This window comes from Exiguobacterium sp. s78 (genome assembly GCF_018618985.1).
GTDB lineage: Bacteria > Bacillota > Bacilli > Exiguobacteriales > Exiguobacteriaceae > Exiguobacterium_A > Exiguobacterium_A abrahamii.
Window position 1 is genome coordinate 622,137 of the sequence record NZ_JACSNB010000001.1, and the last position, 23,963, is coordinate 646,099.

Annotated in this window: 23 protein-coding genes; 16 read left to right on the forward strand and 7 right to left on the reverse strand. The window is 47.4% G+C overall.

Translation table 11 applies throughout. From position 1 onward, the window contains the following. Positions 1–26: 26 nt before the first annotated feature. Together KNQ18_RS03055 and KNQ18_RS03060 are read right to left on the reverse strand one after the other, a co-directional pair. Positions 27–1,214 carry an MFS transporter gene (locus tag KNQ18_RS03055; RefSeq protein ID WP_215083806.1) on the reverse strand — a complete coding sequence of 396 codons (1,188 nt, stop codon included), beginning with the start codon at positions 1,212–1,214 and terminating at the stop codon, positions 27–29. Continuing rightward, a complete protein-coding gene (locus KNQ18_RS03060; protein ID WP_023469008.1) occupies positions 1,211–1,639 on the reverse strand; it encodes a MarR family winged helix-turn-helix transcriptional regulator in 429 nt (142 codons plus the stop codon). The genes KNQ18_RS03055 and KNQ18_RS03060 overlap by 4 nt, the downstream gene beginning before the upstream one ends. A 257-nt stretch (positions 1,640–1,896) precedes the next feature. Between KNQ18_RS03060 and KNQ18_RS03065 the strand changes: the two genes are divergently transcribed. Beyond that, a complete protein-coding gene (locus KNQ18_RS03065; protein ID WP_215083808.1) occupies positions 1,897–3,363 on the forward strand; it encodes a UDP-N-acetylmuramoyl-L-alanyl-D-glutamate--2,6-diaminopimelate ligase in 1,467 nt (488 codons plus the stop codon). A gap of 23 nt (positions 3,364–3,386) precedes the next feature. On the opposite strand, the gene rnhC is transcribed toward KNQ18_RS03065, so the two are convergent. After that, on the reverse strand, positions 3,387–4,307 hold the full coding sequence (gene rnhC, locus KNQ18_RS03070) for a ribonuclease HIII (RefSeq protein ID WP_215083810.1): 921 nt from the start codon (positions 4,305–4,307) through the stop codon (positions 3,387–3,389). A 120-nt stretch (positions 4,308–4,427) separates the two neighbouring features. Between rnhC and zapA the strand changes: the two genes are divergently transcribed. The 11 genes from zapA (at position 4,428) to trxA (ending at position 15,667) form a co-directional block, all read left to right on the forward strand. Continuing rightward, positions 4,428–4,664: a cell division protein ZapA gene (gene zapA, locus KNQ18_RS03075; protein ID WP_029342308.1), complete on the forward strand. Its 237-nt coding sequence runs from the start codon at positions 4,428–4,430 to the stop codon at positions 4,662–4,664. A gap of 3 nt (positions 4,665–4,667) precedes the next feature. After that, positions 4,668–5,216 carry a CvpA family protein gene (locus KNQ18_RS03080; protein WP_050677637.1) on the forward strand — a complete coding sequence of 183 codons (549 nt, stop codon included), beginning with the start codon at positions 4,668–4,670 and terminating at the stop codon, positions 5,214–5,216. Positions 5,217–5,262: 46 nt separating this feature from the next. Further along, a complete protein-coding gene (polX, locus tag KNQ18_RS03085; RefSeq protein ID WP_215083812.1) occupies positions 5,263–6,978 on the forward strand; it encodes a DNA polymerase/3'-5' exonuclease PolX in 1,716 nt (571 codons plus the stop codon). Continuing rightward, positions 6,979–9,345 (forward strand): endonuclease MutS2, encoded by a 2,367-nt coding sequence (locus KNQ18_RS03090; protein ID WP_214771082.1) that lies wholly within the window; start codon positions 6,979–6,981, stop codon positions 9,343–9,345. 10 nt (positions 9,346–9,355) lie between these two features. Further along, a complete protein-coding gene (locus KNQ18_RS03095) occupies positions 9,356–9,763 on the forward strand; it encodes a DUF350 domain-containing protein (protein WP_023469001.1) in 408 nt (135 codons plus the stop codon). A gap of 185 nt (positions 9,764–9,948) precedes the next feature. Beyond that, complete coding sequence (locus tag KNQ18_RS03100; protein ID WP_050677634.1) at positions 9,949–10,845, forward strand: YitT family protein; 897 nt, start codon at positions 9,949–9,951, stop codon at positions 10,843–10,845. Positions 10,846–11,043: 198 nt separating this feature from the next. Further along, positions 11,044–12,717: an AMP-binding protein gene (locus KNQ18_RS03105; RefSeq protein WP_215083814.1), complete on the forward strand. Its 1,674-nt coding sequence runs from the start codon at positions 11,044–11,046 to the stop codon at positions 12,715–12,717. A 71-nt stretch (positions 12,718–12,788) separates the two neighbouring features. Continuing rightward, the gene (locus KNQ18_RS03110) at positions 12,789–13,367 is read left to right on the forward strand and encodes a fatty acid metabolism transcriptional regulator FadR (protein WP_050677632.1); all 579 of its coding nucleotides are present in this window, start codon (positions 12,789–12,791) and stop codon (positions 13,365–13,367) included. A 74-nt stretch (positions 13,368–13,441) separates the two neighbouring features. Beyond that, the gene (locus tag KNQ18_RS03115) at positions 13,442–14,215 is read left to right on the forward strand and encodes an electron transfer flavoprotein subunit beta/FixA family protein (protein WP_050677631.1); all 774 of its coding nucleotides are present in this window, start codon (positions 13,442–13,444) and stop codon (positions 14,213–14,215) included. Between the two features lie 13 nt (positions 14,216–14,228). Further along, positions 14,229–15,194, forward strand: coding sequence for an electron transfer flavoprotein subunit alpha/FixB family protein (locus KNQ18_RS03120; protein ID WP_149427696.1), 966 nt, complete (start codon positions 14,229–14,231; stop codon positions 15,192–15,194). 161 nt (positions 15,195–15,355) lie between these two features. Further along, entirely contained in the window at positions 15,356–15,667 is a 312-nt protein-coding gene (trxA, locus tag KNQ18_RS03125) for a thioredoxin (RefSeq protein WP_023468994.1), read from the forward strand. A gap of 60 nt (positions 15,668–15,727) precedes the next feature. Here trxA and KNQ18_RS03130 read toward each other — a convergent pair whose 3' ends face one another. Then, positions 15,728–16,105, reverse strand: coding sequence for a VOC family protein (locus KNQ18_RS03130; RefSeq protein ID WP_055968739.1), 378 nt, complete (start codon positions 16,103–16,105; stop codon positions 15,728–15,730). A 14-nt stretch (positions 16,106–16,119) separates the two neighbouring features. After that, positions 16,120–17,442, reverse strand: coding sequence for a dihydrolipoyl dehydrogenase family protein (locus KNQ18_RS03135; protein ID WP_215083816.1), 1,323 nt, complete (start codon positions 17,440–17,442; stop codon positions 16,120–16,122). An 82-nt stretch (positions 17,443–17,524) separates the two neighbouring features. Between KNQ18_RS03135 and uvrC the strand changes: the two genes are divergently transcribed. Continuing rightward, a complete protein-coding gene (gene uvrC / locus KNQ18_RS03140; RefSeq protein ID WP_047393598.1) occupies positions 17,525–19,309 on the forward strand; it encodes an excinuclease ABC subunit UvrC in 1,785 nt (594 codons plus the stop codon). A 41-nt stretch (positions 19,310–19,350) separates the two neighbouring features. On the opposite strand, the gene KNQ18_RS03145 is transcribed toward uvrC, so the two are convergent. Together KNQ18_RS03145 and KNQ18_RS03150 are read right to left on the reverse strand one after the other, a co-directional pair. After that, positions 19,351–19,965 carry a PH domain-containing protein gene (locus KNQ18_RS03145; RefSeq protein WP_023468990.1) on the reverse strand — a complete coding sequence of 205 codons (615 nt, stop codon included), beginning with the start codon at positions 19,963–19,965 and terminating at the stop codon, positions 19,351–19,353. A gap of 117 nt (positions 19,966–20,082) precedes the next feature. Beyond that, positions 20,083–20,502, reverse strand: coding sequence for a YslB family protein (locus KNQ18_RS03150; RefSeq protein WP_050677628.1), 420 nt, complete (start codon positions 20,500–20,502; stop codon positions 20,083–20,085). A gap of 213 nt (positions 20,503–20,715) precedes the next feature. On the opposite strand from KNQ18_RS03150, the gene KNQ18_RS03155 reads away from it, so the two are divergent. The 3 genes from KNQ18_RS03155 to sdhB are packed head-to-tail and all read left to right on the forward strand — an operon-like array spanning position 20,716 to position 23,922. Beyond that, the gene (locus KNQ18_RS03155) at positions 20,716–21,333 is read left to right on the forward strand and encodes a succinate dehydrogenase cytochrome b558 subunit (protein WP_029342294.1); all 618 of its coding nucleotides are present in this window, start codon (positions 20,716–20,718) and stop codon (positions 21,331–21,333) included. A 19-nt stretch (positions 21,334–21,352) separates the two neighbouring features. Further along, positions 21,353–23,116 (forward strand): succinate dehydrogenase flavoprotein subunit, encoded by a 1,764-nt coding sequence (sdhA, locus tag KNQ18_RS03160; RefSeq protein ID WP_023468987.1) that lies wholly within the window; start codon positions 21,353–21,355, stop codon positions 23,114–23,116. After that, positions 23,116–23,922 carry a succinate dehydrogenase iron-sulfur subunit gene (gene sdhB, locus KNQ18_RS03165; RefSeq protein ID WP_023468986.1) on the forward strand — a complete coding sequence of 269 codons (807 nt, stop codon included), beginning with the start codon at positions 23,116–23,118 and terminating at the stop codon, positions 23,920–23,922. Before sdhA ends, sdhB begins: the two co-directional genes overlap by 1 nt. Positions 23,923–23,963: the final 41 nt, after the last annotated feature.

Consider the following 23,963-nt stretch of genomic DNA (forward strand, 5'->3'; position numbering starts at 1 on the left):
GCGGCTGTTTTCGTTTGACGACAGATTCAAGAAGCAAGTTCTTCTGTTTCAGATGACGCAGCTTGTCGTTTCGTAAAGGTGAAATACAGTAGACCACTTACGAGAACGATCAGACTACAGGACAAGAACATATTGGAATAGCCGATACCGCTTGCGACCGTAGCAAGAATCAAGGCACCGATTCCAAAACCTGTGTCGTAAGCAAGGAAAAAGGTCGAGATGGCTTTCCCTTTCTGTGCGGGAGGTGCGAAGTTCAAAAGGACAGTTTGAAGTCCCGGGAAGATGGAAGCAGAACCTATACCAATGATGATGGCAGCAGTCAATAAACCAGCCAATGAAGGATACATGCCGAGAATGACAAAGCCAATCATATAAAGGGCATACGAGGGCAACAGCACGAATGCAGCACCTCGCTGATCAAACAATTTTCCGGCAATTGGTCGAATCCCGACCATTCCGAGAGCGACTAACGCATAAAAATAAGAAGCATATGCGATATGTCCAATCGAATCCGTATACAGTGAGATGAACGCTGATGTACTAGAAATCGCAACGCCTGCCAAAAGAGTCGCTATCAACAAAAGCGGACGCGATAAGAAGAGGGATTGGCTTAGACGAAACGCGGACGTGCTTGGAACATGTTGACTCGTCAGCGGTAGACGCATCATTAACAACAAGGCGATGACTGCTAGGGCAGCAACTGTCACGAAGTACAGGACGAATGCTTTTTCTTGAATAAAGGCAAGACCAATGACAGGACCAAGGACGGATGCCAAGTTCATCGACAGGACGAAATATCCCATCCCTTCGCCTTGACGTGTTTTTGGAATCAATGTCGTGACGGCGAGGCTGATCGAAGAAGATAACATCCCGAAACTAAATCCGTGGATGATACGGATGATGATTAGATAGAAAAATGATTCCAGTGGTAGGACAAGCAAGTAGCAGAGGCTCATTAATGTAAAGAGACTTGCAGAGACCATTAAGACACGCTTTAAATCATAACGATCTAACCAGTGACCGATCAGTGGACGAGAACAGACGGTTGCCAGGATGAAACTCGTCACGATCCACCCGAGTGCTGAAGCGGAGACTGGAAACTGTTTAGCAGCGAGTAAAGGAAGTGAGGCATTAAGTAGATAAAACGTGATGAAGAGCAATAGGTTAATGATCAGCGTCATGACGTAATGACGCGAGAATAACCGAGTGGTCATGAAGATTCCTCCTGTCGATGTAGAGTAAGTAGGTGCGTCATCCACTCACCAAGCTGTTGCTGATCGGTGAGGGAGAAGGAGGCGAGTAAGCGTTGGTGGGTCTCTTGGACCGCAGCATCGATTTGGTCGAACCGTTCAATGGCTAAAGGTGTCAATGAGACAAAGTGTGTTCGTCCTTCTTTTATCCGAGTGATGAAACCAAGCGTCTCAAGACGTGAGACGGTTTTCGTCACAGCTGGTTTTTCAATGATTAAGTAATCGGCCAGTTGGACTTGTGAGACAGGTTGTAGTAATGCAACTGCTTTTATTAGTGCCCATTGACCCGTATGTAACGAGTAGGGAAGCAAGGTAGCATCAATCTCTCGTTTTACGAGACGTGAGACTTTTGATAGTTGCCCGAGTACATCTTCTTGTGTGTAAAGCATCCTATTTCTCCTTTTAGTTAACTAGTTAACTTTAAGAGTGTATCAAAGCTGATTAATAGGTGCAAGGGAAGAAACGCTCATTTCGAGCATTGAAGAGAATAATTTTCTAGCATGATAAAAGATTAAGCAGGTCTTAAAGCGGGTATGTTCCGTAAAAGAGTATTTGATTTACTTGAAACAATGGATACGACTGTTTATGTGATTGGTTCACTAATTCATCTTGACATAGAGAAGAGACAAGAAGGGAAGAGTACATCATGAATCGACTAGCGAAGCTTCTGAATGAACTATTACCACTCACTATAAAGGAAGCAATCAATCCACTCATTACGAATATCGCAACCGATTCGCGACAAATCAGACCTGGCGGATTATTCATCTGTATCAACGGCTACACGGTTGATGGTCACGATTATATCAATCAGGCAATCCAAAACGGTGCTGTGGCGATTTTAGCTGAACGATCGTTTCCGGATTGCCCGGTTCCCGTCATTACTGTGCCGGATACGAAACGACTTGCAGGTCAAGTCGCGAATCGCTTTTACAATCAACCGAGTCAAAAGATGCGTGTATACGGTGTAACCGGAACGAATGGAAAAACGACGACGACGAAATTGGCGTATGATCTCTTTCGAGCAACAGGTATAAAAGCCGGCATGATCAGCACGGTCGGTGCACGAATTGATGAGGAACTCATTGAGACGCCGAATACGACGCCTGAAGCCATCATCTTACATCGACTGTTGTATGAAATGGTTGAAAAAGGCGTGACGGATTGCATCATTGAAGTGTCTTCTCACGCATTAGCCGAAGGTCGAGTCGAGGGAGTGTCTTTCCACTCGGCAGCATTTACGAACCTGACGCATGATCATCTGGATTACCATCATTCAATGGAGGATTACGCCAAGACGAAAGCTTTGTTGTTTCAACAAGTTGCTGCGTCAAATGGTCGGACCATCGTCTTGAATCGAGAAGATGGTTGGAGTCGCGTCATGCGAGAAGCTGCGCCTTTACAACCCGTCATCTGGTATACGACGCAACCACACCGGACGTCACAGATCGCGGTCGAGTGGTTGACGGACACCGTCAATGTGCGGATCGACGAGACGACGACGCGTGTGCCGACAGCTTTACTAGGTGAATTCAATGCAGCGAATTTAGCGGCGGCGATGGGATTGTTGCGGGCAGGCGATGCCAATCTCTATACCTTGATTCGTCATATTCCAGAACTGGAATTGCCGAAAGGACGACTCGAACGACTGGACTGGGCACCTTGTGAGATTTATATCGATTATGCCCATACACCGGATGGTCTAGAAAAATGTTTACAGGCACTCACTTCTTCCGGAGAGTCGCTATCGGTCGTTTTAAGTGCAGCTGGAGAGCGTGATCGAACGAAACGAGCGGAGATGGGGCGGATCGCAAGCAAATATTGTGAACACATCATCGCAACGGTCCATGATGCGAGGACAGAGAATCCGGATCGAATCATCGAAGAGCTAATCGTTGATATTCCACGTGAACATTTAGTAGGTTGTCATACGTCCCGTCATGAAGCGCTCGTACAAGCAGCGCATCTGGCGCACGAAGGGAAACGAATCGTCATTGTCGGGAAAGGTCATGATGAGGTAGAACGAATCGGTACAAAAACGATTCCTTTTAATGAAAAACATATACTTCTTGCGGAATTAGAACGACTGTCTGAAGGGGAGTCCGTCATTTAAAAAAACCGACCATTCCGTTAAGGTCATGGTCGGTTTCGTTTCGTGGCTAGTTGTTGTGCCTTTTTCGTATTCGCAAAATGGGCTTTCGTCCAGTCACGAAGTTTGTCAGCTCCATAACGTAAGATCAGTGAAGCGGCGACTTGATCCACTTTAGCACCAGCACCTTTCGGAATGACGACACCTGTTGACTCGCTCAACTTGTCCATCTCCTTCAAAAAGATGGCGCGAGCGATGATGGATGAGGCAGCGACGGCGACATGGAGTTGTTCCGCCTTGGTCGAGAAGTAGACATTTTCTCGAACGGGATTGACGACACCAGACAAGTGTTTGTAGTAAACAGTCTTTTCAGCGAACTGATCAATCAAAATCGCTTCTGGTTTCGTCTCCAGTTGGTCAAGAAGTCGCTCGAGTACATCATTATGCATCAGGGCAGTCATCTTTCCTTGTGTCATCGTTCGTTGCATCTGATTGTATTCTGGATTGTGTAGGATACGATATGTGTACGGAATGACAGCATGGAGATCGCGAGCAATCCGACGAATCTCGGTATCGTTCAGATGTTTGGAGTCTCGAACACCGAGTTCGTGAAGAAGTGCAATCTGCTTTCGATCAACGAAGGAAGCGACGACGACGAGTGGACCGAAGAAATCGCCTTTTCCGACTTCGTCACTGCCAGCGACGGACCATTCCGAGAAACCATTTGGTAACGTTGAAACAAGTGGTTCCTTCGATTTAGTCGGTGTAGCCGTACCGAAGCGTGAAGCGATGGTTTCAGCTTCCGTTCCTTGAAACATCACTTTTCCAGAATTGTAAATCGTGATGACACATCCAGGTACTTTAGCGGCGAAGCGGGCATACGGTGGACTCTTCGTCTGTCCTTGTTTAAACTCTTGTATGACGAGGTCTTGCTTTTCTTTAGATAAGCGTAAAACGGTAGTTCCCACGAGATAACCTCCCTTTCCGGGATTAAGCATACCATCCTTAAGACCGATGGGGGACTTCTTTTCCTAAAACGAAAATGATGGTACTATATGAAAGAAGCAAAGTATGAGGAGGACAGAAAAATGGCTGATTCAGAAGGGTTGAACCGGACGACGATTCATATCGCAGGCAATGATTATACGATTGTCGGAACGGAGTCGCCAGAACACGTACGCGAAGTGGGTCTCCTCGTCGATACGAAAATTCGAGAAATCCGAGAACAAGCACCACAACTCGACGTTCGTCAAATCGCCGTCCTAGCGGCGCTTAATATTGGTAGTGATTACGTAAAAATAAAAAAGAATTTGGGTGAACTATAAACTATGATTTCTTTCGTTATCTTATTACTTCTCGCCTTAGGCGTCATGACGGGTGTCCGACGGGGAGTCGTATTGCAGGCCGGGCATTTGCTCAGCCTGATCATTTCCTTCATCGTCGCCTTGTCGTTTTATGAAGAATTGGCGACGAAATTCCGTTTGTGGGTACCGTATCCGTCGACACTAGATGATGCGGGAATCGACTTGACGATGTTCGCAATTCCAAGTTCAGCACGACTCGATGAGGTGTTCTACAAAGCCTTTTGGTTCGTCGTCCTGTTCTTCGGTACAAAAATCATCTTAGCAATCTTGTTGTCGATGTTTGATTCGTTGACGAACATTCCGATTTTAAAACAAGTCAAAGGATTATTAGGTGGCGTCTTCGGCTTTATCGAGATGTACATCTTCATTTTCTTACTCTTGTTCCTCGCAGCATTCGTTCCGATTCAGTCGATACAGGATGCGATCGCAGACTCGAGTTTGGCAAGCTTCATCATCCAACATACACCGCTCCTTGCGAATTGGCTGATGGACAAAGTTGGATTGATAAAATAAACATGCTCCCGTTAAATGGGAGCTTTTTTTGAGGGGAGAATTGCACATGCGTACGATTCAAGATGCAATGCGTCACTTGGAACGAATCTCAGTCTATCTAGAGGTTAAAGGGGAAAATCCGTTTAAGATCAATGCTTTCCGAAAAGCAGCAAGTATCCTCGAAGCATCCGATGCTGACTTCATGGCAATCGAGGATTTCACGGCGATGAAGGGGATTGGTAAAGGAACGGCCGCTGTTCTTGAGGAGTACCGGGAAACGGGAACGAGTACGGCACTGACGGAACTCGAACAAGAAGTACCGGAAGGACTGATCGCTTTACTAAAGATCCCAGGTCTTGGTGGGAAGAAACTTGCTAAATTGCATGAAGTCGGCGTCATTGATGCGGATTCCTTTGCAGAGAAATTAGCGGATGGTACAGTCGAAACGATGCCTGGATTCGGTAAAAAGACGGTCGAAAAGTACGTCAAAGCGCTCGAAACGTTTGAAACACGACCAGAACGATTACCGTATGGTGTCATGCGGAAGGTCGTTGCGGAATTAAATCAGACCCTTGCGTCGTTCGATGAAATCATTCGCTTCGAAGTTGGTGGAAGCTTCCGCCGAGCAGAAGAGACGTGCAAGGATCTTGATTTCATCCTCTCGACGAACGAACCGGAACGGATCAAGGAGCAACTCTTGGAACTGTCGCTCATCGATGAAGTCATCGCTGCCGGCAGCACGAAAGTATCACTCGTCTTAAAACGAGACGTCCATTATATCGCGGTTGATTTCCGAATCGTCGATGACGCGGCGTACGCATCCACATTACATCACTTCACGGGTTCGAAGGATCACAATGTCCGGATGCGTCAGCTCGCCAAAGAACGGGGAGAGAGCATTTCTGAATATGGCGTTGAAACCGAGCAAGGATTAGTACAGCCGAAGACGGAAGAAGAATTGTTTGCGCGGTACGACTTACCGTTCATCGCACCTGAATTACGAGCAGGGCGTCAAGAGTTCGAGCAGGATTTGTCACACCTTTTAACGGAACAGGATATTCAAGCAGATGTGCACATGCATACGACATGGTCAGATGGAACATTATCTGTTGAAGAACTAGTCGATGCGTGTGCTGCACGAGGGTATACATGGATGGCGATCACCGACCATAGTAAGTATATGAAGTTCGTCAATGGATTGACGGAAGAGCGTCTACGTGCGCAACGGGTCGAAATCGAAGCAGCACGCAAGAAACATCCCGAGATGACGATTTTATGTGGCGTCGAGATGGATATCTTGCCTGATGGGTCGCTCGATTATGCAGATGATTTCTTAAAAGAGATGGATTACGTCATTGCCTCGATTCATTCGAAATTCGATCAGACGGAAGAAGAGATCATGCAACGGCTTGAGAATGCGTGTCGTAATCCTTACGTTTCTCTGATTGCCCATCCGACAGGACGAATCATCGGTAGACGAGAGGGCTATGCCGTTAACGTCGATCGCTTGATCGAACTAGCAGCCGAGACAGGAACAGCGCTTGAGATGAATGCAAACCCTGCACGATTCGATTTGACGGCAAGTTCCCTAGCAAAAGCGAAGGCTGCTGGTGTGAAAATTTTGATCAATACGGATACACACCGACCAGAAATGTTAGAAGATATGAAACTTGGAGTCCTCCATGCACGTAAAGCCTATTTGGAGGCGTCTGATGTCATCAATACGTGGAGCGCTGAAGCAGCACTTGCCTTCTTCGGTCGAAAACGTTTAGGAGTGGATTAAATGAATGCCAACGCATTACGCGTCTTAGAATATGAGAAGTTAAAAGAAAACATGTTATCGTTCACAGCAAGCTCACTTGGAGCACAGTTCGTTCGAGCGATGCATCCAGCGGAAGAGTTCGAGCAGGTCAAGGAATTGTTAGCCGTCACGACGGAAGCAACGACGGTTTACCGATTGCGTGACCGTTACCCGTTCGGTGGATTGACAGATGTCCGCAGTGAAGTGAAACGGGCAGAAATTGGTTCGGTCCTCTCGACGAGTGAACTCTTATCCGTTGCAGACGTCGTCTATTCAGGACGTCAAGTGAAGGCGTTCCAAGAACGATTGCATGAAGATCATCCGGATCTACGATTACCACGACTCGACAGTCGAATCGAACAGATCACGAAGCTCGTTGAGATCGAACAGGGGATTCGCCATGCCATTGACGACCAAGGAACTGTTCAAGATTCGGCAAGTGATAAATTACGAGCGTTACGTAGTCAGTTGCGTTCGCTCGAAGGACAAGTTCGTTCAAAAATCGATAGTGTCTTACGTAGTAAAGCGAAGATGCTGTCTGACGCCATCGTGACGATGCGAAATGATCGCTACTGTGTCCCGGTCAAACAAGAATATCGTCAAGCGTTTGGCGGGATCGTTCATGATCAGTCGGCGTCCGGTGCGACGTTGTTCATCGAACCACAAGCCGTCGTCTCTGCGAACAACGAGATTCAAGAAGCACGTTTGAAAGAACGGGCGGAAATCGAACGAATCCTTGCACAATTATCAGCACTTGTCGGGAGTGTCGGCGACTCGCTGCGCATCAACCTCGATGTATTAGCAGAACTTGATTTCATCATGGCGAAAGCATTATACGGTCATCAGATCGGAGCGGTCGAACCACGCTTGAATGAAAATCGCCATATCATTCTGAAGGAAGCACGACATCCCTTCATTCCAAAAGAAGAGGTCGTACCGATCACTGTCTCGCTGGGTGGCGATTTTACATCACTCGTCATCACCGGTCCGAACACCGGTGGTAAGACAGTTACTTTAAAGACGATTGGTCTTCTGCAATTGATGGTGCAATCAGGACTATACGTGCCGGCAGCAGATGAGACGGAGCTCAGTGTCTTCGATGCGATTTATGCCGATATCGGGGATGAACAGTCGATTGAACAAAACTTGTCGACGTTCAGTTCGCATATGACGAACATCGTCTCGATGATGGAGAAAATCGATTTCATGAGTTTGGTGCTGTTTGATGAATTAGGAGCGGGAACGGATCCGACAGAAGGAGCTGCCCTAGCGATCGCGATTCTTGATGAAGTGAAACGGCGCGGTGCACGTGTTGCAGCGACGACGCACTATTCGGAATTAAAAGCGTACGGCTATAACCGAGAAGGAGTCGTCAACGCGTCGATGGAATTCGATGTCGAATCCCTCAGTCCGACGTATCGCTTACTCATCGGTGTACCGGGACGCTCGAACGCGTTCGAGATTTCAAAACGCCTCGGACTCGAAGATCGGATCATCGATGCGGCACGTGGTCAAATCGGTAGCGACGCACAGTCCGTCGAAACGATGATCGAACGACTGGAAGAGGCGAAACAGCGTGCTGAGACGTTAGAGGCTCAGTTGCTAGAAGAGAAGAAACGACTCGTTGCAGAGCGTGAGCAATTCGAGCAAGAACAAGCCGAGATCCAGGAAGAGAAAAATGAGATTCTGGCAAAAGCGGAAGAAAAAGCAGCACGTGCAGTCGAACGTGCCCAAAAAGAAGCGGAAGGCGTCATTAAACGTTTGAAGGAATTACGCGACGCTGGTGCCGTCAAAGAGCATGAATTGATCGAGGCACGTAAAAAACTTGAAGATGCGAAGCCGAGTCTGCAAGAGAAACGGATCGCTAAAGTAAAAGCGAAATACGATCAAACGCCACGGTTTGATAAAGGTGAAGAAGTTAAAGTTACGACCTTTAATCAAAAAGGCTATATCATCAACCAACAGGCGAACGGCGAGTATACCGTTCAAGTCGGCATCATGAAGGTGAACGTCAAACCGGAAGATCTTGCGAAGATCGGCAGTACTCCAAAACGTCCCCAAACAAAAGGGCGTTCTGGTGGTACGAGTGTGACGAAACAATCGGCGCCTTCAGCTGAACTTGATTTACGTGGTGTCCGTGTTGAAGAAGGATTATCGAAGCTCGAACGCTTCATGGACCAAGCTTTGTTATCGAACTACGACCATATTCGTGTCATTCATGGTTTGGGTACGGGAGCGATGCGTCAAGGTGTCCAAGAATTCTTGAAAGGTCATCGTCACGTCAAAGGTCACCGCTTAGGTGGTCAAGGTGAAGGCGGACACGGTGTGACGATCATCGAACTGAAATGAGGAAAGCAAGATGAACATTTTTGAGAACGTCTATGTCTATACGACAGCGCTCTATTCGGTCGCGGGATTACTGATCATTTTAGGACTTGCACTTTTTGAGTTGACAACCCGGTATAAAAACTGGGAACATATCAAGAGTGGCAACATCGCCGTTGCGTTAGCAACAGGTGGAAAAATCATCGGACTCGCCAATATCGTTCATTTCGCTGTTCAAGGGGAAGAACGGGTCGGGTCGATATTTCTTGAAAGTGCTTTTGGCTTCTTACTGTTGATATCGACATACTGGATCTTTGAATTCCTGACACCGAATTTGCCGGTAGACCGTGAAATCGAGAACGGCAACATTGCTGTCGGTATTATTTCATGTGCCTTATCGATCGGCATGTCCTACGTCATCGGATCAGCGTTAGTGGGGTGAATCCGTGTTAGAACGTTTAGCGAAAATCATGTTCGGGGTTTCGATCGCCTTTTTGGTCGTCGGTATCCTTTGGATTGTATTTAATTAAAAGAACCGGTCTTACCGTGTGATTATTCCGTACTGACATCGTTTCAGTACGGAATTTTTATTGGAAGCCACGCCTAATCAAAAAAGGAGGAACGCATATGAACGTACGAAAAACATCAACAACGACAGAAACGAGACGCCGTGCTTTTGAGGCGATGCAATTGATTTCTTGGAAGGACATCTTCTGGGTCATCATCGGGTCGGCGATTCTCGCCTTTGGAATCAACTACTTTACGATTCCGAACGATTTATCTGAAGGTGGATTGATCGGGATCACGGTCATCTTCTACTATCTCTATGGCTGGGATACGGGACTTGTTTCCCTGATTGCGAACGCCTTGCTGTTCGTCGTCGGTTATCGATTCCTCAGCCGGAAGACGATGCTTTACTCCGTCATCTCGGTCGCCGTCACATCATTTGTCCTCTCCTCAACAGCAAGTCTTGCAACTTCATCAGATAGCCGTTTAATCGGTACGGTCTATGCGGGAATTCTGATTGGTGTTGGGATTGGTCTCGTCATTCGAGCTGGAGGAACGACGGGCGGCGGAGTCATCATCGCTCGACTGATGAATAAATACTTGAATCTCAGTATCGCGGTCTCGATGTTTATCATCGATGTCGCGGTCGTCGGTGCATCAGGGTTCCTATTCGGAGAAGAGACGATGCTATACACGTTGATTGCAATCATCATCGGCTCGTACTTGATTGATCTCGTCAGCGAAGGATTAAATGTCCGCGAAGCGGTCACGATCATCAGTCATCGCCAAGAGGAGATCGCGACGATCCTGACAGAGACGCTCGGTCGTAGCGCGACGGTCATCCACAGTCACGGTCATTTCACGAAACAAAAGAATGATATGTTGTATATGATCGTCGATAAACGACAACTGGCACCGTTGAAACAGATCGTCGAAGCAGCGGATCCCCGCGCCTTCGTCGTCATTCATAAAGTGCGCGAAGTCATTGGTGAAGGATTTACGTATCCATCCCGGTGATGTCTATTAAAAAGCAGTGCTTCTTCTTTTTCGGAAACGAGAAAGGGTGGTGCTGCTTTTTTGTATGATGATTTCTAATTGAACGAATCGAAAAAAACAAGCAGATTTGATTTCTTTTTTTGGATTTTACTGGCATGTCGAATTCGATTCAACGTATAATAAAAATGAATAGTAATTCATTATCAGGGAGGGAAACGTATGGAATCCGTTTGGTTATCTGATTATCCCGAGCAAGTACCCGCATCGATTGATTATCGAGAATTACCTCTTTATCAGGCACTCGATGAGGCAGCGACTGATTTTCCAGAACAACGTGCCTTGAGTTTCTTAGGAAAACGTATGACGTTTCGTGAAGTACGTGACGAGGCCCGCGCACTTGGGAGCCTATTACAAGAGCACGGACTAAAAAAAGGGGATCGCGTCGGACTGATGTTACCGAACTGTCCCCAGTATATGATCAGTTATTATGCTGTTCTCTATGCAGGTGGTATCGTCGTCCAAGTGAACCCACTCTATACAGACCGTGAACTTGAACAGATTCTCGTCGATTCAGGAGCACATATGCTCGTGACGCTCGATCTACTCTATCCGAAAGCGTCTCGTGTCAAGGCGTCGACGACACTCAAGACCGTCGTGACGACAAGTATCGCGGATTACCTTCCCTTCCCTAAAAATAAACTCTATCCGATTAAAGCACGGAAAGATAACAACATCATCATTGATACGACAGGTTCGATCCCGTTTTTATCTTTGCGGGGGTATGAACCGATTACACTAGTCGCGATTCAACCGAAGGAGGACGTCGCGGTTCTCCAATATACGGGTGGAACGACAGGCGCACCCAAAGGTGTCATGTTGACACACTTTAACTTGAGTGCAAACGTCGAACAGATCGACAACTGGTTCTATAAATACAATCGAGGAGATGGACGGAAGCTGTTAGCAGTCGTTCCTTATTTCCATGTCTATGGCATGACGTGTAACCTCAATTTCGGCATATTTAATGCCTATGAACAAATCATCGTTCCGAAATTCGATATCGAACAGGTACTCAAGACGATTCATAAGGAAAAACCGAATCTGTTCCCAGGTGCTCCGACGATGTATGTTGGTCTATTGAATCATCCGAAGCTGAAGAAGTATGATCTCTCTTCGATTGAAGCCTGTATTTCTGGTTCAGCTCCTCTACCAGTCGAAGTGCAGGAAAAATTCGAAGCGCTGACGGGTGGGCGGATCGTTGAAGGATACGGTTTGTCTGAAACGAGTCCGGTGACGCATACGAACTGTATCTGGGATCGTCGGATTCCTGGAACGGTCGGTATTCCGGTACCCGATACGCAAGCGAAAATCGTCCAAGCGGACGGAGAGACACCAGCTGCTCCAGGTGAGATTGGTGAGATTATCGTCACAGGTCCGCAAGTCATGAAAGGATACTGGAAACGACCAGAAGATACGCAAGCTGTTCTGCGAAACGGTTGGTTGCATACGGGAGACCTTGGATATATCGGTGAGGATCATTATTTCCGAATCGTCGATCGGAAAAAAGATTTGATCATTGCTTCTGGATTCAACATTTATCCACGTGAAGTCGAAGAAATCCTATATGAACACCCAGCCGTTAAAGAAGCGGTCGTCATCGGTGTTCCGGATGTCTACCGCGGAGAGACCGTCAAGGCGTTCATCGTCGTCAAGGATGAGATGACGGTCACGGAAGAAGAACTCGATCAATTCTGTCGTAAACAGTTAGCATCGTTCAAAGTGCCGAAGCAGTATGAATTCCGGCAAGAGTTACCGAAGACGTTCGTTGGTAAGATTCTCCGCCGTGTTCTCGTTGAAGAAGAACGTGCCAAACAACTCGAAGAAAGCAGTTGACAGGATAAAATGACATGATAGAATAAATATGAATGAACCATCATTCATTTTATGCGTTAGGAGATAGTGGAATGAAACGAACAATGTCAAAGAGTGACCGCATCATTGATGCCGCCGTAAAAGTCATCGCCAAGAACGGCTACCATGGAGCGAAAGTGACTGCCATCGCAAAGGAAGCCGGGGTTGCGGATGGAACGATCTATCTGTACTTCAAGAATAAAGAACATCTCTTGATTTCGCTATTCCAAGCGAAAATGGGAAGCTTCATCGAATATTCCGAAGGACAAATCGCGAGCCATACATCAGCGACGGAACAATTGGCAGCATTGATCGAGGCACACCTCGAGCAATTATCCGTCGACTATGATTTAGCGGTCGTCACGCAGATTGAGTTGCGTCAATCGAACCAAGACATGCGTCAAAACATCGCTGCCGTCTTAAAGCCGTACTTGCATCTGATTGACCGGGTCGTTAAGCACGGGATGACGACAGGTGAGTTTTCAAACGATCTGGATTATCGATTAGCACGTCAGATGATTTTCGGAACGATCGATGAGGTCGTGACGAGCTGGATGGCAAGTGGATTCAAATATGAGTTGCTTGAGACACGCGACGGGATTCATCGGATGTTGATCAAAGGGCTGAGTTAAGCCCTTTTCATGACAACAACTATGTAAGCGGATACAAAGAATGATGGTGAATAGACGACAAGGGGGAGCATGAGATGGAAATCTATGTACTGTTGAAACGCACATTCGATACGGAAGAAGCAATCCAACTCGAGAATGGTCAAATCGATGAGGATGGCGCTGAGTTCATCATTAACCCATACGATGAGTATGCGGTAGAAGAAGCGATTCGTGTCCGTGATGCACAAGGGGGAACGGTAACGGTCGTGACGGTCGGACCGGAAGATGCGGACAAAGAATTACGAACAGCACTCGCAATGGGAGCGGATCAAGCAGTTCGTATCTCGATTGAAGATGATATCGAAGAGGCAGATCATTTCACGATTTCTGAAGTGCTCGCTGGTTATTTGAAGGAACAAACGGTTGATCTCGTCATCGCCGGAAACGTCGCAGTCGATGGCGGAAGTGGTCAAGTGGCGCCTCGCGTCGCAGAACTACTTGATATCCCTTACGTGACGACGATCACGAAACTAGAGCTCGACGGTACGAAAGCTGTCGTGACACGCGACGCTGAAGGGGATACGGAGACAATCGAAACAACACTTCCGTTACTCGTCACTGCGCAACAAGGGTTGAACGAACCACGTTATCCAAGTCTTCCAGGAATCATGAAAGCGAAGAAGAAGCCGCTTGAAGAACTCGAACTCGATGATCTCGAACTGGATGAAGACGAACTCGCACCACGTCTAGAGACGATTGAGCGTTTCTTACCACCGAACAAAGCAGCTGGTAAGATCCTCGAAGGTGAACTGAACGAGCAAGTCGCGCAGCTCGCATCATTATTACGTAACGAAGCAAAAGTGGTCTAAGGGGGAGAAACGAATGACAAAAGCATTAGTACTCGCAGAATCACGGGATGGTAGTTTACGGAATGTGTCGTTTGAGGCAATCGCAGCAGCGCGACGTGTCGCAGATGAAGTCATCGCGGTCCTGATTGGACACGATGTCGCAAAGGATGCCGATGCTCTAGCATCACGCGGAGCTGACCAAGTCCTCATCGTCGAGGATGAGCGTCTTTTACACTACACGCCAGACGGTTATGGACAAGTCTTCCTCGAGTTGATGAATCGAACGTCACCCGACGTGCTCGTCTTCGGTCATACGTCGCTCGGCAAGGATCTATCACCGAAGATCGCGGCAAAACTACAAGCCGGTTTGATCAGTGATGTGACGGCGATTGAAGGGGAAGGCGCAGATGCGTCATTCATTCGCCCGATCTACTCGGGGAAAGCATTTGAAAAAGTTAAAGTCGCAGAAGGCAAGACACTCTTTACAGTCCGTCCGAACAACATCGATCCGCTCGAAGCAGGTAGTTCACAAGGAACGGTCGAGTCGGTTACGGTTGAACTGAAGGATTTACGGACAATCGTCGCAGACATCGTACGCAAAGCAACAGGCGGCGTTGATTTGTCAGAGGCAAAAGTCATCGTCGCAGGTGGACGAGGCGTCAAGAGTTCGGACGGCTTCGCACCGTTACAAGAACTAGCAGATGTCCTCGGAGGAGCAGTGGGTGCTTCGCGTGGTGCTTGTGATGCAGATTACTGCGACTATGCGCTTCAAATCGGTCAGACAGGTAAAGTCGTTACACCGGACCTTTATATCGCGTGTGGGATCTCAGGTGCGATCCAACACTTAGCAGGGATGTCAAATGCCAAAGTGATCGTTGCGATCAACAAGGACCCGGAAGCGAACATCTTCTCTGTCGCTGACTATGGCATCGTCGGTGATTTGTTCGACGTCGTGCCACTATTGACAGCTGAATTCAAAAAAATGCTCGTTCACGGATGAGTTTGAAGACCGGTGCCATTATCATGGTGCCGGTTGTTTTTGCAGATTTTTCGCGTGAGCAGTTTCGTTTGTTGGAAGAGACTGCTATGATATACTCGAATCAATAAAGAGATCACCCATTTTTTTACCGGGTGGATCTACTCATTAGGAGGTTATGATCAATGGCAATCGTACACGCAACTAGCCAATCATTTAAAGAAGAAACACAAGAAGGTCTCGTCCTTGTTGATTTTTGGGCAACATGGTGTGGACCATGTCGTATGCTCGCACCTGTTCTTGAAGAACTCGATGCTGACATGCAAGATGTAAAAATCGTCAAAGTCGACGTAGATGCAAACCCAGAAGTAGCTGGAGCATTCCAAGTTCAAAGTATCCCGACACTCGTTCTCTTCAAAGATGGACAACCTGTCAACAAAACAATGGGCTTCATGCCAAAAGACGCACTTAAAGAATTCGTTGAAACATCTAACTAATTCTTTCCTGCATATCAAAACAGACCGTTCTGCACAGGCAGAACGGTCTGTTTTTTTAGATTACATTGGCGTACAAAGTTCGATCAGGTGACCATCGGGGTCGAGGACATAGGCGACGACTTGCCCCCATGGTTTTTGTGCAGGCGCGAGGACGGTCTCATATCCTGCCTCCACCACCTTCTGAAATAGAGTAGGGACGTCATCCGTGATGAAACCAATCTCTAACGTCTGTTGTGTTTTTCCACTCGGTATCATGTAATCCGGAATCAACTGTTGCACGTCTTCACGCGTATTGAAGGCGAGTGTCGTCTGACCGGTCTCGAACTCGATGTAGCTGCCGTGCTCCGCCTTGACGGATAGTCCAAGAACGTCTCGATAGAATGTCAGCGTCCGTGCAGTATCTTCAACGTATAAAATCGTATAGCCGTATTGAATCATCCAAAAGCCTCCTGTCAATCCTCGAATAACGAAGCGATGTCTGAAGCCGGTGTCGGGTAAGCGAATCCAGTCTGTTGCATCGAAGTACTTGGAATCCGGTGTTGCATCGCAAACGAGAAATAGTTTGCTAGTTCCGCTGCATTGACACCGATGAAGTGTGCGCCAAGGACTTGATCATCTTCCCCGACGAGCACTTTCGCCCGAGCGAAACTGTCCTTGATCCGTGCGTTCGTTTGCCAAGCGGACGTATCAATCAAGCGACCACGATAAGGAATACCTGCTTTTTTCAAAGCAGCTTCCGTCTCACCGACGAGGGCGAGGTTCGGCGCGGTGAATACGACGCTAGGTACAGGGAGCAGCTCTAGTTTCCGATTGTTCCCTTCGAGCATGTTATCGGCAGCGAGTCGTCCTTCGGTTCCAGCAAACGGCGTCAATGCGGGATTCCCGCTGACAGCCACATCTCCTGCGGCATAGATATGTTCGACGGAAGACTGAAGGTACGCATTGACATGGATTCCTTTTTCATTATGCGCAACGCCAATTGCTTCGAGACCAAGCTGATCGATACTTGCGACACGTCCAGTCGCATTCAAAACGACATCCGTCTTCAAGACGTCACCGTTCGATAAATGAAGGGATTCCTCTTCGTAAGCGACGACCTCTGCTTCTTTGATGATCGAGATACCAAGTGCCCGTGTGGCTTCTAACAACACATCGACCAATTCGCTCTCGAATTGTTTTAAGGGGTTAGAACGTAAGACGATCGTGACGTCTGCGCCAGCAATACGAGCGAGATGGGCGAACTCGAACGAGATATAACCGCCGCCGATGCAGACGAGTCGTCGTGGAAGTTCTTTCAGTTCAAGAAACTCATTACTTGTTATGAAACGCTCACTACCGGGTACAGTTAATTCGCGAGGTCTTAGACCGGTTGCGATTAAAAACTGTTTCCCTTCGATTTCGTCTTCACCAATTCGAAGGCGATGTGAAGACACGAAATGCGGTTCTCCATGGAAATAGTCGATGTCCGTTTCCGCGTACCGCTTTCGTGTTTGCTCCGGGATGGCGCGTGTGTATTCATTCTTTCGCTCCATCAATTGGCGCCAATCAATCGAAATCAGACCCTTTACGCCGTATCCGAGCAATCGCTCGACAGCGTCTTTCGTCTCACTACCCGTCAGTAATATTTTTTTGGCGTCACATCCACGTTGTGCGCATGTGCCACCTGGAGTGAAGTTCTCCACGATGGCAACACGTAGTCCTTTTTCAGCGAATTTATAAGCCGCTTGATTTCCAGCGGAACCTGTTCCGATCACAATGCAATCATATGTACGCATTTTTCATCCTCCGTATGTCATAATCAATGTATGGTATTTACCCGAACGAATAAAACTAAAAACGGTGAAAGGAGACATTTATTTGGGACATCAAGAACATATCAAAGCGAAACTATCCCTTTTGCCTGATGAGCCAGGATGTTATCTGCACAAAAATGAATTCGGCGAAGTCATCTATGTCGGAAAAGCAAAAAATCTCAAGAATCGTGTCCGTTCCTATTTCACGGGAGCACATGATATTAAGACGGAACGTCTCGTCGCGGAAGTCCGTGACTTCGAATACATCATCACAGCTAGTGAACTAGAAGCGTTGTTGCTTGAGATGACGCTTATTAAGAAACATGATCCGAAGTACAATATCATGTTGAAGGATGATAAGTCGTATCCGTACTTGAAAATTACGAATGAGACATATCCTCGCCTGATCACGACACGTAAGTTGAAAAAAGATGGTGGTCATTATTTTGGTCCTTATCCGAATGCGTATGCGGCAAACGAGACGAAACGTCTGCTAGATCGTTTATATCCGCTACGTAAATGCCAGCCGATGCCGAAAAAACTTTGTCTGTATTACCACATCGGTCAGTGTCTCGGTCCATGCGAAATCCCGAATCTCGAGTCGGAACAAAAGGCACTCGTTTCGGAAATCCGACGTTTCTTGTCGGGCGACACAAAAGAGCTTGTCGAAGACTTGAAACAGAAGATGGCGGACGCGGCCGAAACGATGGAATTCGAACGTGCGGGAGAATTGCGCGATCAAGTAAGGGCGATCGAGTCGATCATGAACAAACAAAACATGATCACAGCGGATCTGACGTCACGTGACGTATTCGGGATCCATGTCGATAAAGGCTGGATGTGTGTCCAAGTCTTCTTCCTTCGCGGCGGAAAGATGATCGAACGTGATGTCTCGCTTTTCCCGATCTATGGTACACCGGCAGAAGAGCTCGAGAGTTTCATCGTCCAGTTCTACGAAAAGAACATCAAACCAAGTGAAGTATATGTACCGCCACTCGTCAATCAGTTGCTGCTCAAAGAGGCGCTATCGATTAAAATTCACGTTCCGGTCCGAGGATCAAAACGGAAATTACTTGATCTAGCGACGAAGAATGCTGAAAATGCGATCTCGGAACGCTTCGAGTTGTTAGCAAAAGATGAGAAACGGACCGTTCAAGCAGTCGAAGAACTCGCCGATGCGATCGACGTTCATCCATTGTCCCGGATTGAGATCATCGATAATGCGAACATTCAAGGTGCGGATGCCGTCTCGGCGCTCGTCGTCTTTGAAGACGGTAAACCGCTTAAGAAGGAATACCGGAAGTTCAAAATCCGGACGGTGCAAGGACCCGATGACTATGAATCGATGCGGGAAATCGTGCGCCGTCGGTATCGTCGGTTGTTACTTGAAGGAGCGCGCCTTCCAGATCTCGTCCTGATTGACGGAGGAGTCGGACAGTTGAATGCTGCTTTAGAAGTCATTCAAGATGAACTCGGTTTATCCCTGCCGGTCGGCTCATTAAAAAAGGATGACAAACACCGGACGAGTCAGTTGTTGTTTGGAGAAGGTGCACGGTTAATTGAACTAAGTCCGCGTTCAAGTGCGTTTTATCTACTTCAACGCATGCAAGATGAAGTCCACCGGTTTGCAATCACGTTCCACCGCTCGCTCCGTTCAAAAGGGATGACTCGTTCCTTGCTCGACGAGATTCCAGGAGTCGGACCGAAACGACGCCAACAGTTGATTCGTCATTTCGGATCGATGCGTAGCTTGCGACGCGCAACGATCGAACAGTTGGCGGAAGCAGGATTACCTGTCAAGTTAGCGGAAACCGTCGCTGAATATTTAAGTCAAGCGAATGAAGAATGAAAAAAAAGCCGTCCTCTTGAAGAGGGCGGCTTTTTTAGTGATTAGTTGTTGATGTACTTTTCGTAGTATGAACCAAAGTCACGCTGGTTCCACTGATGGTAGTGACCTTGTAGCCACTCGAAGGATTGTTCGGACAACTCCTTGAATGTTTGCGGCACGTTCATGTCACCTTGACGAAGTCCGCCGAGAATCGTGACCGAATGATTCAATGAGCTGTTTGCGAACTCGAGCATCTTTTGTCCTTCATACTGTTTTTCAGCGATCGCAAGAAGTGTTTTATAAAGATCTTTCACATGTTCGAGTTGTTTCTTATCGACGTCGATTGAATAATGTTTACCACCAATCTCGAATTTGATCTCGACATCAAGATCTACTGTTCCCGCCGTTTCGAACATGACGTGGCGAATCGGATAGTGTGCGTACGGATAACGATACAAGACGCGTTTCGAACTGACGGCACTTTCACCATCGAGGTGAATTAAAGCCAGATTCGTAAAGCAATACTCGTCAGATTTAGATTTGATCAAGAAATAGATTTTCTCGCCGTCTTCATGTAAGACATAATCGTCAGCGGCTGCCTTGTCGAAATCATCAGGATGAATGACTTGTCCGATATCACTGAATCCTGTTAAATCTGCTGCTAGTTTTTTGAACATGTGAAGTTCCTCCTCGCGATTTGTGTACGAATGATTTTACGAGCATTTACTGCAAAAGGTTTCATGAATCTATTTCGATGTTGAAAATTAAGATTCCTGTCACGTTTTATGTAAATTTCACTTGAGCGGTTCAAGTGGATCTTTAGGGTCGATTTGGACCGTGATTTGAACGAGCTCTTTATTTAACTCGGCATATCCTTCCGCGACACATCCGTTAAAACGAGAGAACTGTTCAGCGAGGAAACCCGCTTCGAGTTGGAAGTACCCTTGTGGTCGTTCATCTCTCGTCGTATCAGGAGGAGACAGAACGAATGAGATAGCAGTTCCTTTACGTTTCTTGATTTCGAGCGTTCCCCAACCTGCTTGTTCAAAAAATGAGGCTAATTCAGATTCATCTACGACAGGGAATTGACGCGCTAGACGTTTACCTGCCCAGTAGATGACTTGCCGATAATCCGATCCTAAAAGATCAGTCAGCACATAATCTCGGATCAATTCGATACCGAAAAGTGGTGTTTGATTTGGTGTAGCATCCATCATGATTCACTCCTATCTGTGAACCATTATACCGAGATGATTCTTGTCGGTCATTGTTTTCCTAAAAAAATTTGCAGTTAAATGCAACGGCTCGGGTTGTCTTCTAAAAAGGACAGGAGTAGAATAAGTGATGAAAAGACGAATTTCCTTATGAAAGCGCTTTTCTACCAAAATGCGCCAACGGTTGATTGGCAAACAAAAGGGGGGATTTGGATGGCGAATCATCGTGATTTCGTGAGTCGTAAGATACACTCACTGCTCGGCGTCATTCCAATCGGGTTATTTTTACTTTCGCACTTAACGACGAACTACTTCATCGTACGTGGTGAGGAAGACTTCAATAAGGCCGCGGAATTCGTGGGGAACGTTCCGTATCGATTGTTCTTAGAGATCTTTGTCATCTTCATTCCGATCATCTTGCATGGTGTCTACGGTGTGTACATCGCATTCACCGGTTCTGCGAACACAGGGCGTTATACATACTTCCGGAACTGGATGTATGTACTGCAACGGTTCAGCGGTGTATTCCTTGTCGTGTTCATCACGTGGCACGTTTGGGAAACACGGATTGCCGCTGCGATGGGAACACCAGTGGATGCAAGCATGATGCAGAATATCGTCGATAACGGATTCATGCTCGCGTTCTATATCGTCGGGATCTTGGCGACGACATTCCACCTTGCGAACGGACTTTGGACGTTCTGCATCACATGGGGAATCACGCAGTCACCAGCATCTCAACGGGCGATGTCTTACGTGGCAGCACTCGTATTCATCGGTTTATCGTTTGTAGGCGTACGCTCGATCTTAACGTTTGCAGGCGTGTTGTAAGGAAAGGGGAACTGACAACATGGCGAACAAGAATCTTGTCATCATCGGCGGAGGGCTTGCCGGTCTGATGGCTACGATAAAAGCAGCGGAGCAAGGCGTACCAGTTAAGTTATTCTCACTCGTACCCGTCAAACGCTCACACTCTGTTTGTGCACAAGGTGGCATCAACGGAGCGGTCAATACAAAAGGGGAAGGGGATTCACCGTACCAGCATTTCGATGACACGGTATACGGTGGGGACTTCCTCGCAAATCAACCACCTGTTCAAAAAATGGCGGAAGCAGCACCGAAGATCATTCATATGTTCGACCGGATGGGTGTCATGTTCAACCGGACACCGGAAGGCTTACTCGACTTCCGACGTTTCGGAGGAACGTTGCATCACCGGACGGCATACGCTGGGGCAACGACTGGGCAACAACTGTTGTACGCATTGGATGAACAGGTTCGTAAGTTCGAAGCGCAAGGTTTGGTAGAAAAATATGAAGGATGGGAATTCCTTCGCGCCATCATCGATGACAATGGCATTTGTCGTGGAGCAGTTTGTCAAAACCTCCGGACGATGGAAATCGAGGCATTTGCCGCGGATTCTGTCATCCTCGCGACAGGTGGTCCTGGGGTCATCTTCGGAAAATCGACGAACTCGGTCATCAACACAGGACAAGCAGCAGCAGCTGTCTATCGTCAAGGTGCGATCTATGCGAACGGTGAATTCATCCAGATTCACCCGACAGCGATTCCTGGAGACGATAAATTACGTCTCATGAGTGAATCAGCACGAGGTGAAGGTGGTCGCGTCTGGACGTATAAAGACGGTAAACCTTGGTACTTCCTCGAAGAAAAATATCCTGCGTACGGAAACCTTGTTCCACGAGATATCGCGACACGCGAGATTTTCGACGTCTGTGTCAATCAAAAACTCGGCGTCAACGGGGAAAACATGGTCTATCTGGATTTATCGCATAAAGACGCAAAAGAACTCGATGTCAAACTCGGTGGGATCCTTGAAATCTACGAGAAATTCGTTGGTGATGATCCACGAAAAGTACCGATGAAGATTTTCCCGGCTGTTCACTATTCAATGGGTGGACTATGGGTCGACTACGATCAAATGACGAACATCCCTGGATTGTTCGCAGCTGGTGAATGTGATTACTCGATGCACGGTGGTAACCGTCTCGGAGCGAACTCGCTTCTCTCTGCGGTATACGGCGGAATGGTCGCTGGACCATCAGCCATCGCATATATGAACGAACTCGAGACATCGGTTCATGAGATGAGCGAGGACGTCGTCGAAGCGCATAAGATCGAAGAAATCAACCGTTTCAACGATATCCTATCAATGGAAGGTACGGAAAATGCGTATCAAATTCACCGTGAGCTTGGAGAAATCATGACGGATAACGTCACGGTCGTCCGGTACAACGATAAGCTCGAAGAGACACTGACGAAAATCAAGGAACTCCGCGATCGGTTCACGCGCATCTCGGCAACGGATACAGCACGTTGGAGTAACCAAGGGGCATCGTTCATCCGTCAGCTCGATCACATGCTCGACCTAGCTGAAGCGATTACGCTCGGTGCCTTAAAACGCGATGAGAGTCGCGGAGCGCACTATAAACCGGACTTCCCGGAACGTAATGATGAACAGTTCTTGAAGACGACGATGGCGCGTTATACGAACGGTCATCCAGAAATCTTCTATGAAGACGTCGACACGTCGTTGATTCCACCACGGAAACGCGACTACAGCAAGAAGTCGAAGAAAGAGGTGAAAGCATAATGGCGACACCACTCGAATCATCTACTACGCAAAAATCGGTTCAATTCATCGTTCAACGTCAAGATGGACCTGATGGTAAACCGTATGATGAAGCGTTTGAAATTCCGTACCGTCCGAACATGAACGTCATCTCTGCTTTAATGGAGATTCGCCGGAACCCTGTCAATGCAGCTGGTGAAAAAACGACGCCGATCAACTGGGACATGGGTTGCCTAGAAGAAGTCTGTGGCGCTTGTTCGATGGTCATCAACGGTACACCACGTCAGTCGTGTACGGCACTCGTCGATAAACTCGAACAACCGATCCGTCTGCAACCGATGCAGACGTTCCCGATCGTTCGTGACCTTCAAGTCGACCGTCAACGCATGTTCGATGCGTTGAAAAAGGTCAAAGCATGGGTCCCAATCGATGGAACGTACGATTTAGGACCAGGACCGCGTATGCCAGAAAACAAACGTCAATGGGCATATGAGTTATCGAAATGTATGACGTGTGGCGTGTGTCTCGAGGCATGTCCGAACGTCAACGATCGTTCGACATTCATCGGACCGGCATCGATCTCACAAGTTCGTCTATTCAACTCGCATCCAACAGGTGCCTTCCACAAGGAAGAACGCCTTGAAGCGTTAATGGAAGACGGCGGGATCATGCAGTGCGGTAACGCTCAAAACTGTGTCGAGGTTTGCCCGAAAGGGATTCCGCTGACGACTTCGATCGCAGCGATGAACCGTCAGACGACACTTCATTCATTCAAGAAGTTCTTCGGTAGTGACGAAGGACGGACAGGTGAAGCCGTTAGTTCATGATTTATCAAAGAAGGAGCTTGCTCCTTCTTTTTTTATTCAGA

Excerpts from the sequence above, each read along its gene's own strand:
- KNQ18_RS03055 (WP_215083806.1), bottom strand. The coding sequence starts at position 1,214 with ATGACCACTCGGTTATTCTCGCGTCATTACGTCATGACGCTGATCATT.
- KNQ18_RS03060 (WP_023469008.1), bottom strand. The coding sequence starts at position 1,639 with ATGCTTTACACACAAGAAGATGTACTCGGGCAACTATCAAAAGTCTCA.
- KNQ18_RS03065 (WP_215083808.1), top strand. The coding sequence starts at position 1,897 with ATGAATCGACTAGCGAAGCTTCTGAATGAACTATTACCACTCACTATA.
- zapA (WP_029342308.1), top strand. The coding sequence starts at position 4,428 with ATGGCTGATTCAGAAGGGTTGAACCGGACGACGATTCATATCGCAGGC.
- KNQ18_RS03080 (WP_050677637.1), top strand. The coding sequence starts at position 4,668 with ATGATTTCTTTCGTTATCTTATTACTTCTCGCCTTAGGCGTCATGACG.
- polX (WP_215083812.1), top strand. The coding sequence starts at position 5,263 with ATGCGTACGATTCAAGATGCAATGCGTCACTTGGAACGAATCTCAGTC.
- KNQ18_RS03090 (WP_214771082.1), top strand. The coding sequence starts at position 6,979 with ATGAATGCCAACGCATTACGCGTCTTAGAATATGAGAAGTTAAAAGAA.
- KNQ18_RS03095 (WP_023469001.1), top strand. The coding sequence starts at position 9,356 with ATGAACATTTTTGAGAACGTCTATGTCTATACGACAGCGCTCTATTCG.
- KNQ18_RS03100 (WP_050677634.1), top strand. The coding sequence starts at position 9,949 with ATGAACGTACGAAAAACATCAACAACGACAGAAACGAGACGCCGTGCT.
- KNQ18_RS03105 (WP_215083814.1), top strand. The coding sequence starts at position 11,044 with ATGGAATCCGTTTGGTTATCTGATTATCCCGAGCAAGTACCCGCATCG.
- KNQ18_RS03110 (WP_050677632.1), top strand. The coding sequence starts at position 12,789 with ATGAAACGAACAATGTCAAAGAGTGACCGCATCATTGATGCCGCCGTA.
- KNQ18_RS03115 (WP_050677631.1), top strand. The coding sequence starts at position 13,442 with ATGGAAATCTATGTACTGTTGAAACGCACATTCGATACGGAAGAAGCA.
- KNQ18_RS03120 (WP_149427696.1), top strand. The coding sequence starts at position 14,229 with ATGACAAAAGCATTAGTACTCGCAGAATCACGGGATGGTAGTTTACGG.
- trxA (WP_023468994.1), top strand. The coding sequence starts at position 15,356 with ATGGCAATCGTACACGCAACTAGCCAATCATTTAAAGAAGAAACACAA.
- KNQ18_RS03130 (WP_055968739.1), bottom strand. The coding sequence starts at position 16,105 with ATGATTCAATACGGCTATACGATTTTATACGTTGAAGATACTGCACGG.
- KNQ18_RS03135 (WP_215083816.1), bottom strand. The coding sequence starts at position 17,442 with ATGCGTACATATGATTGCATTGTGATCGGAACAGGTTCCGCTGGAAAT.
- KNQ18_RS03145 (WP_023468990.1), bottom strand. The coding sequence starts at position 19,965 with ATGTTCAAAAAACTAGCAGCAGATTTAACAGGATTCAGTGATATCGGA.
- KNQ18_RS03150 (WP_050677628.1), bottom strand. The coding sequence starts at position 20,502 with ATGGATGCTACACCAAATCAAACACCACTTTTCGGTATCGAATTGATC.
- KNQ18_RS03155 (WP_029342294.1), top strand. The coding sequence starts at position 20,716 with ATGGCGAATCATCGTGATTTCGTGAGTCGTAAGATACACTCACTGCTC.
- sdhA (WP_023468987.1), top strand. The coding sequence starts at position 21,353 with ATGGCGAACAAGAATCTTGTCATCATCGGCGGAGGGCTTGCCGGTCTG.
- sdhB (WP_023468986.1), top strand. The coding sequence starts at position 23,116 with ATGGCGACACCACTCGAATCATCTACTACGCAAAAATCGGTTCAATTC.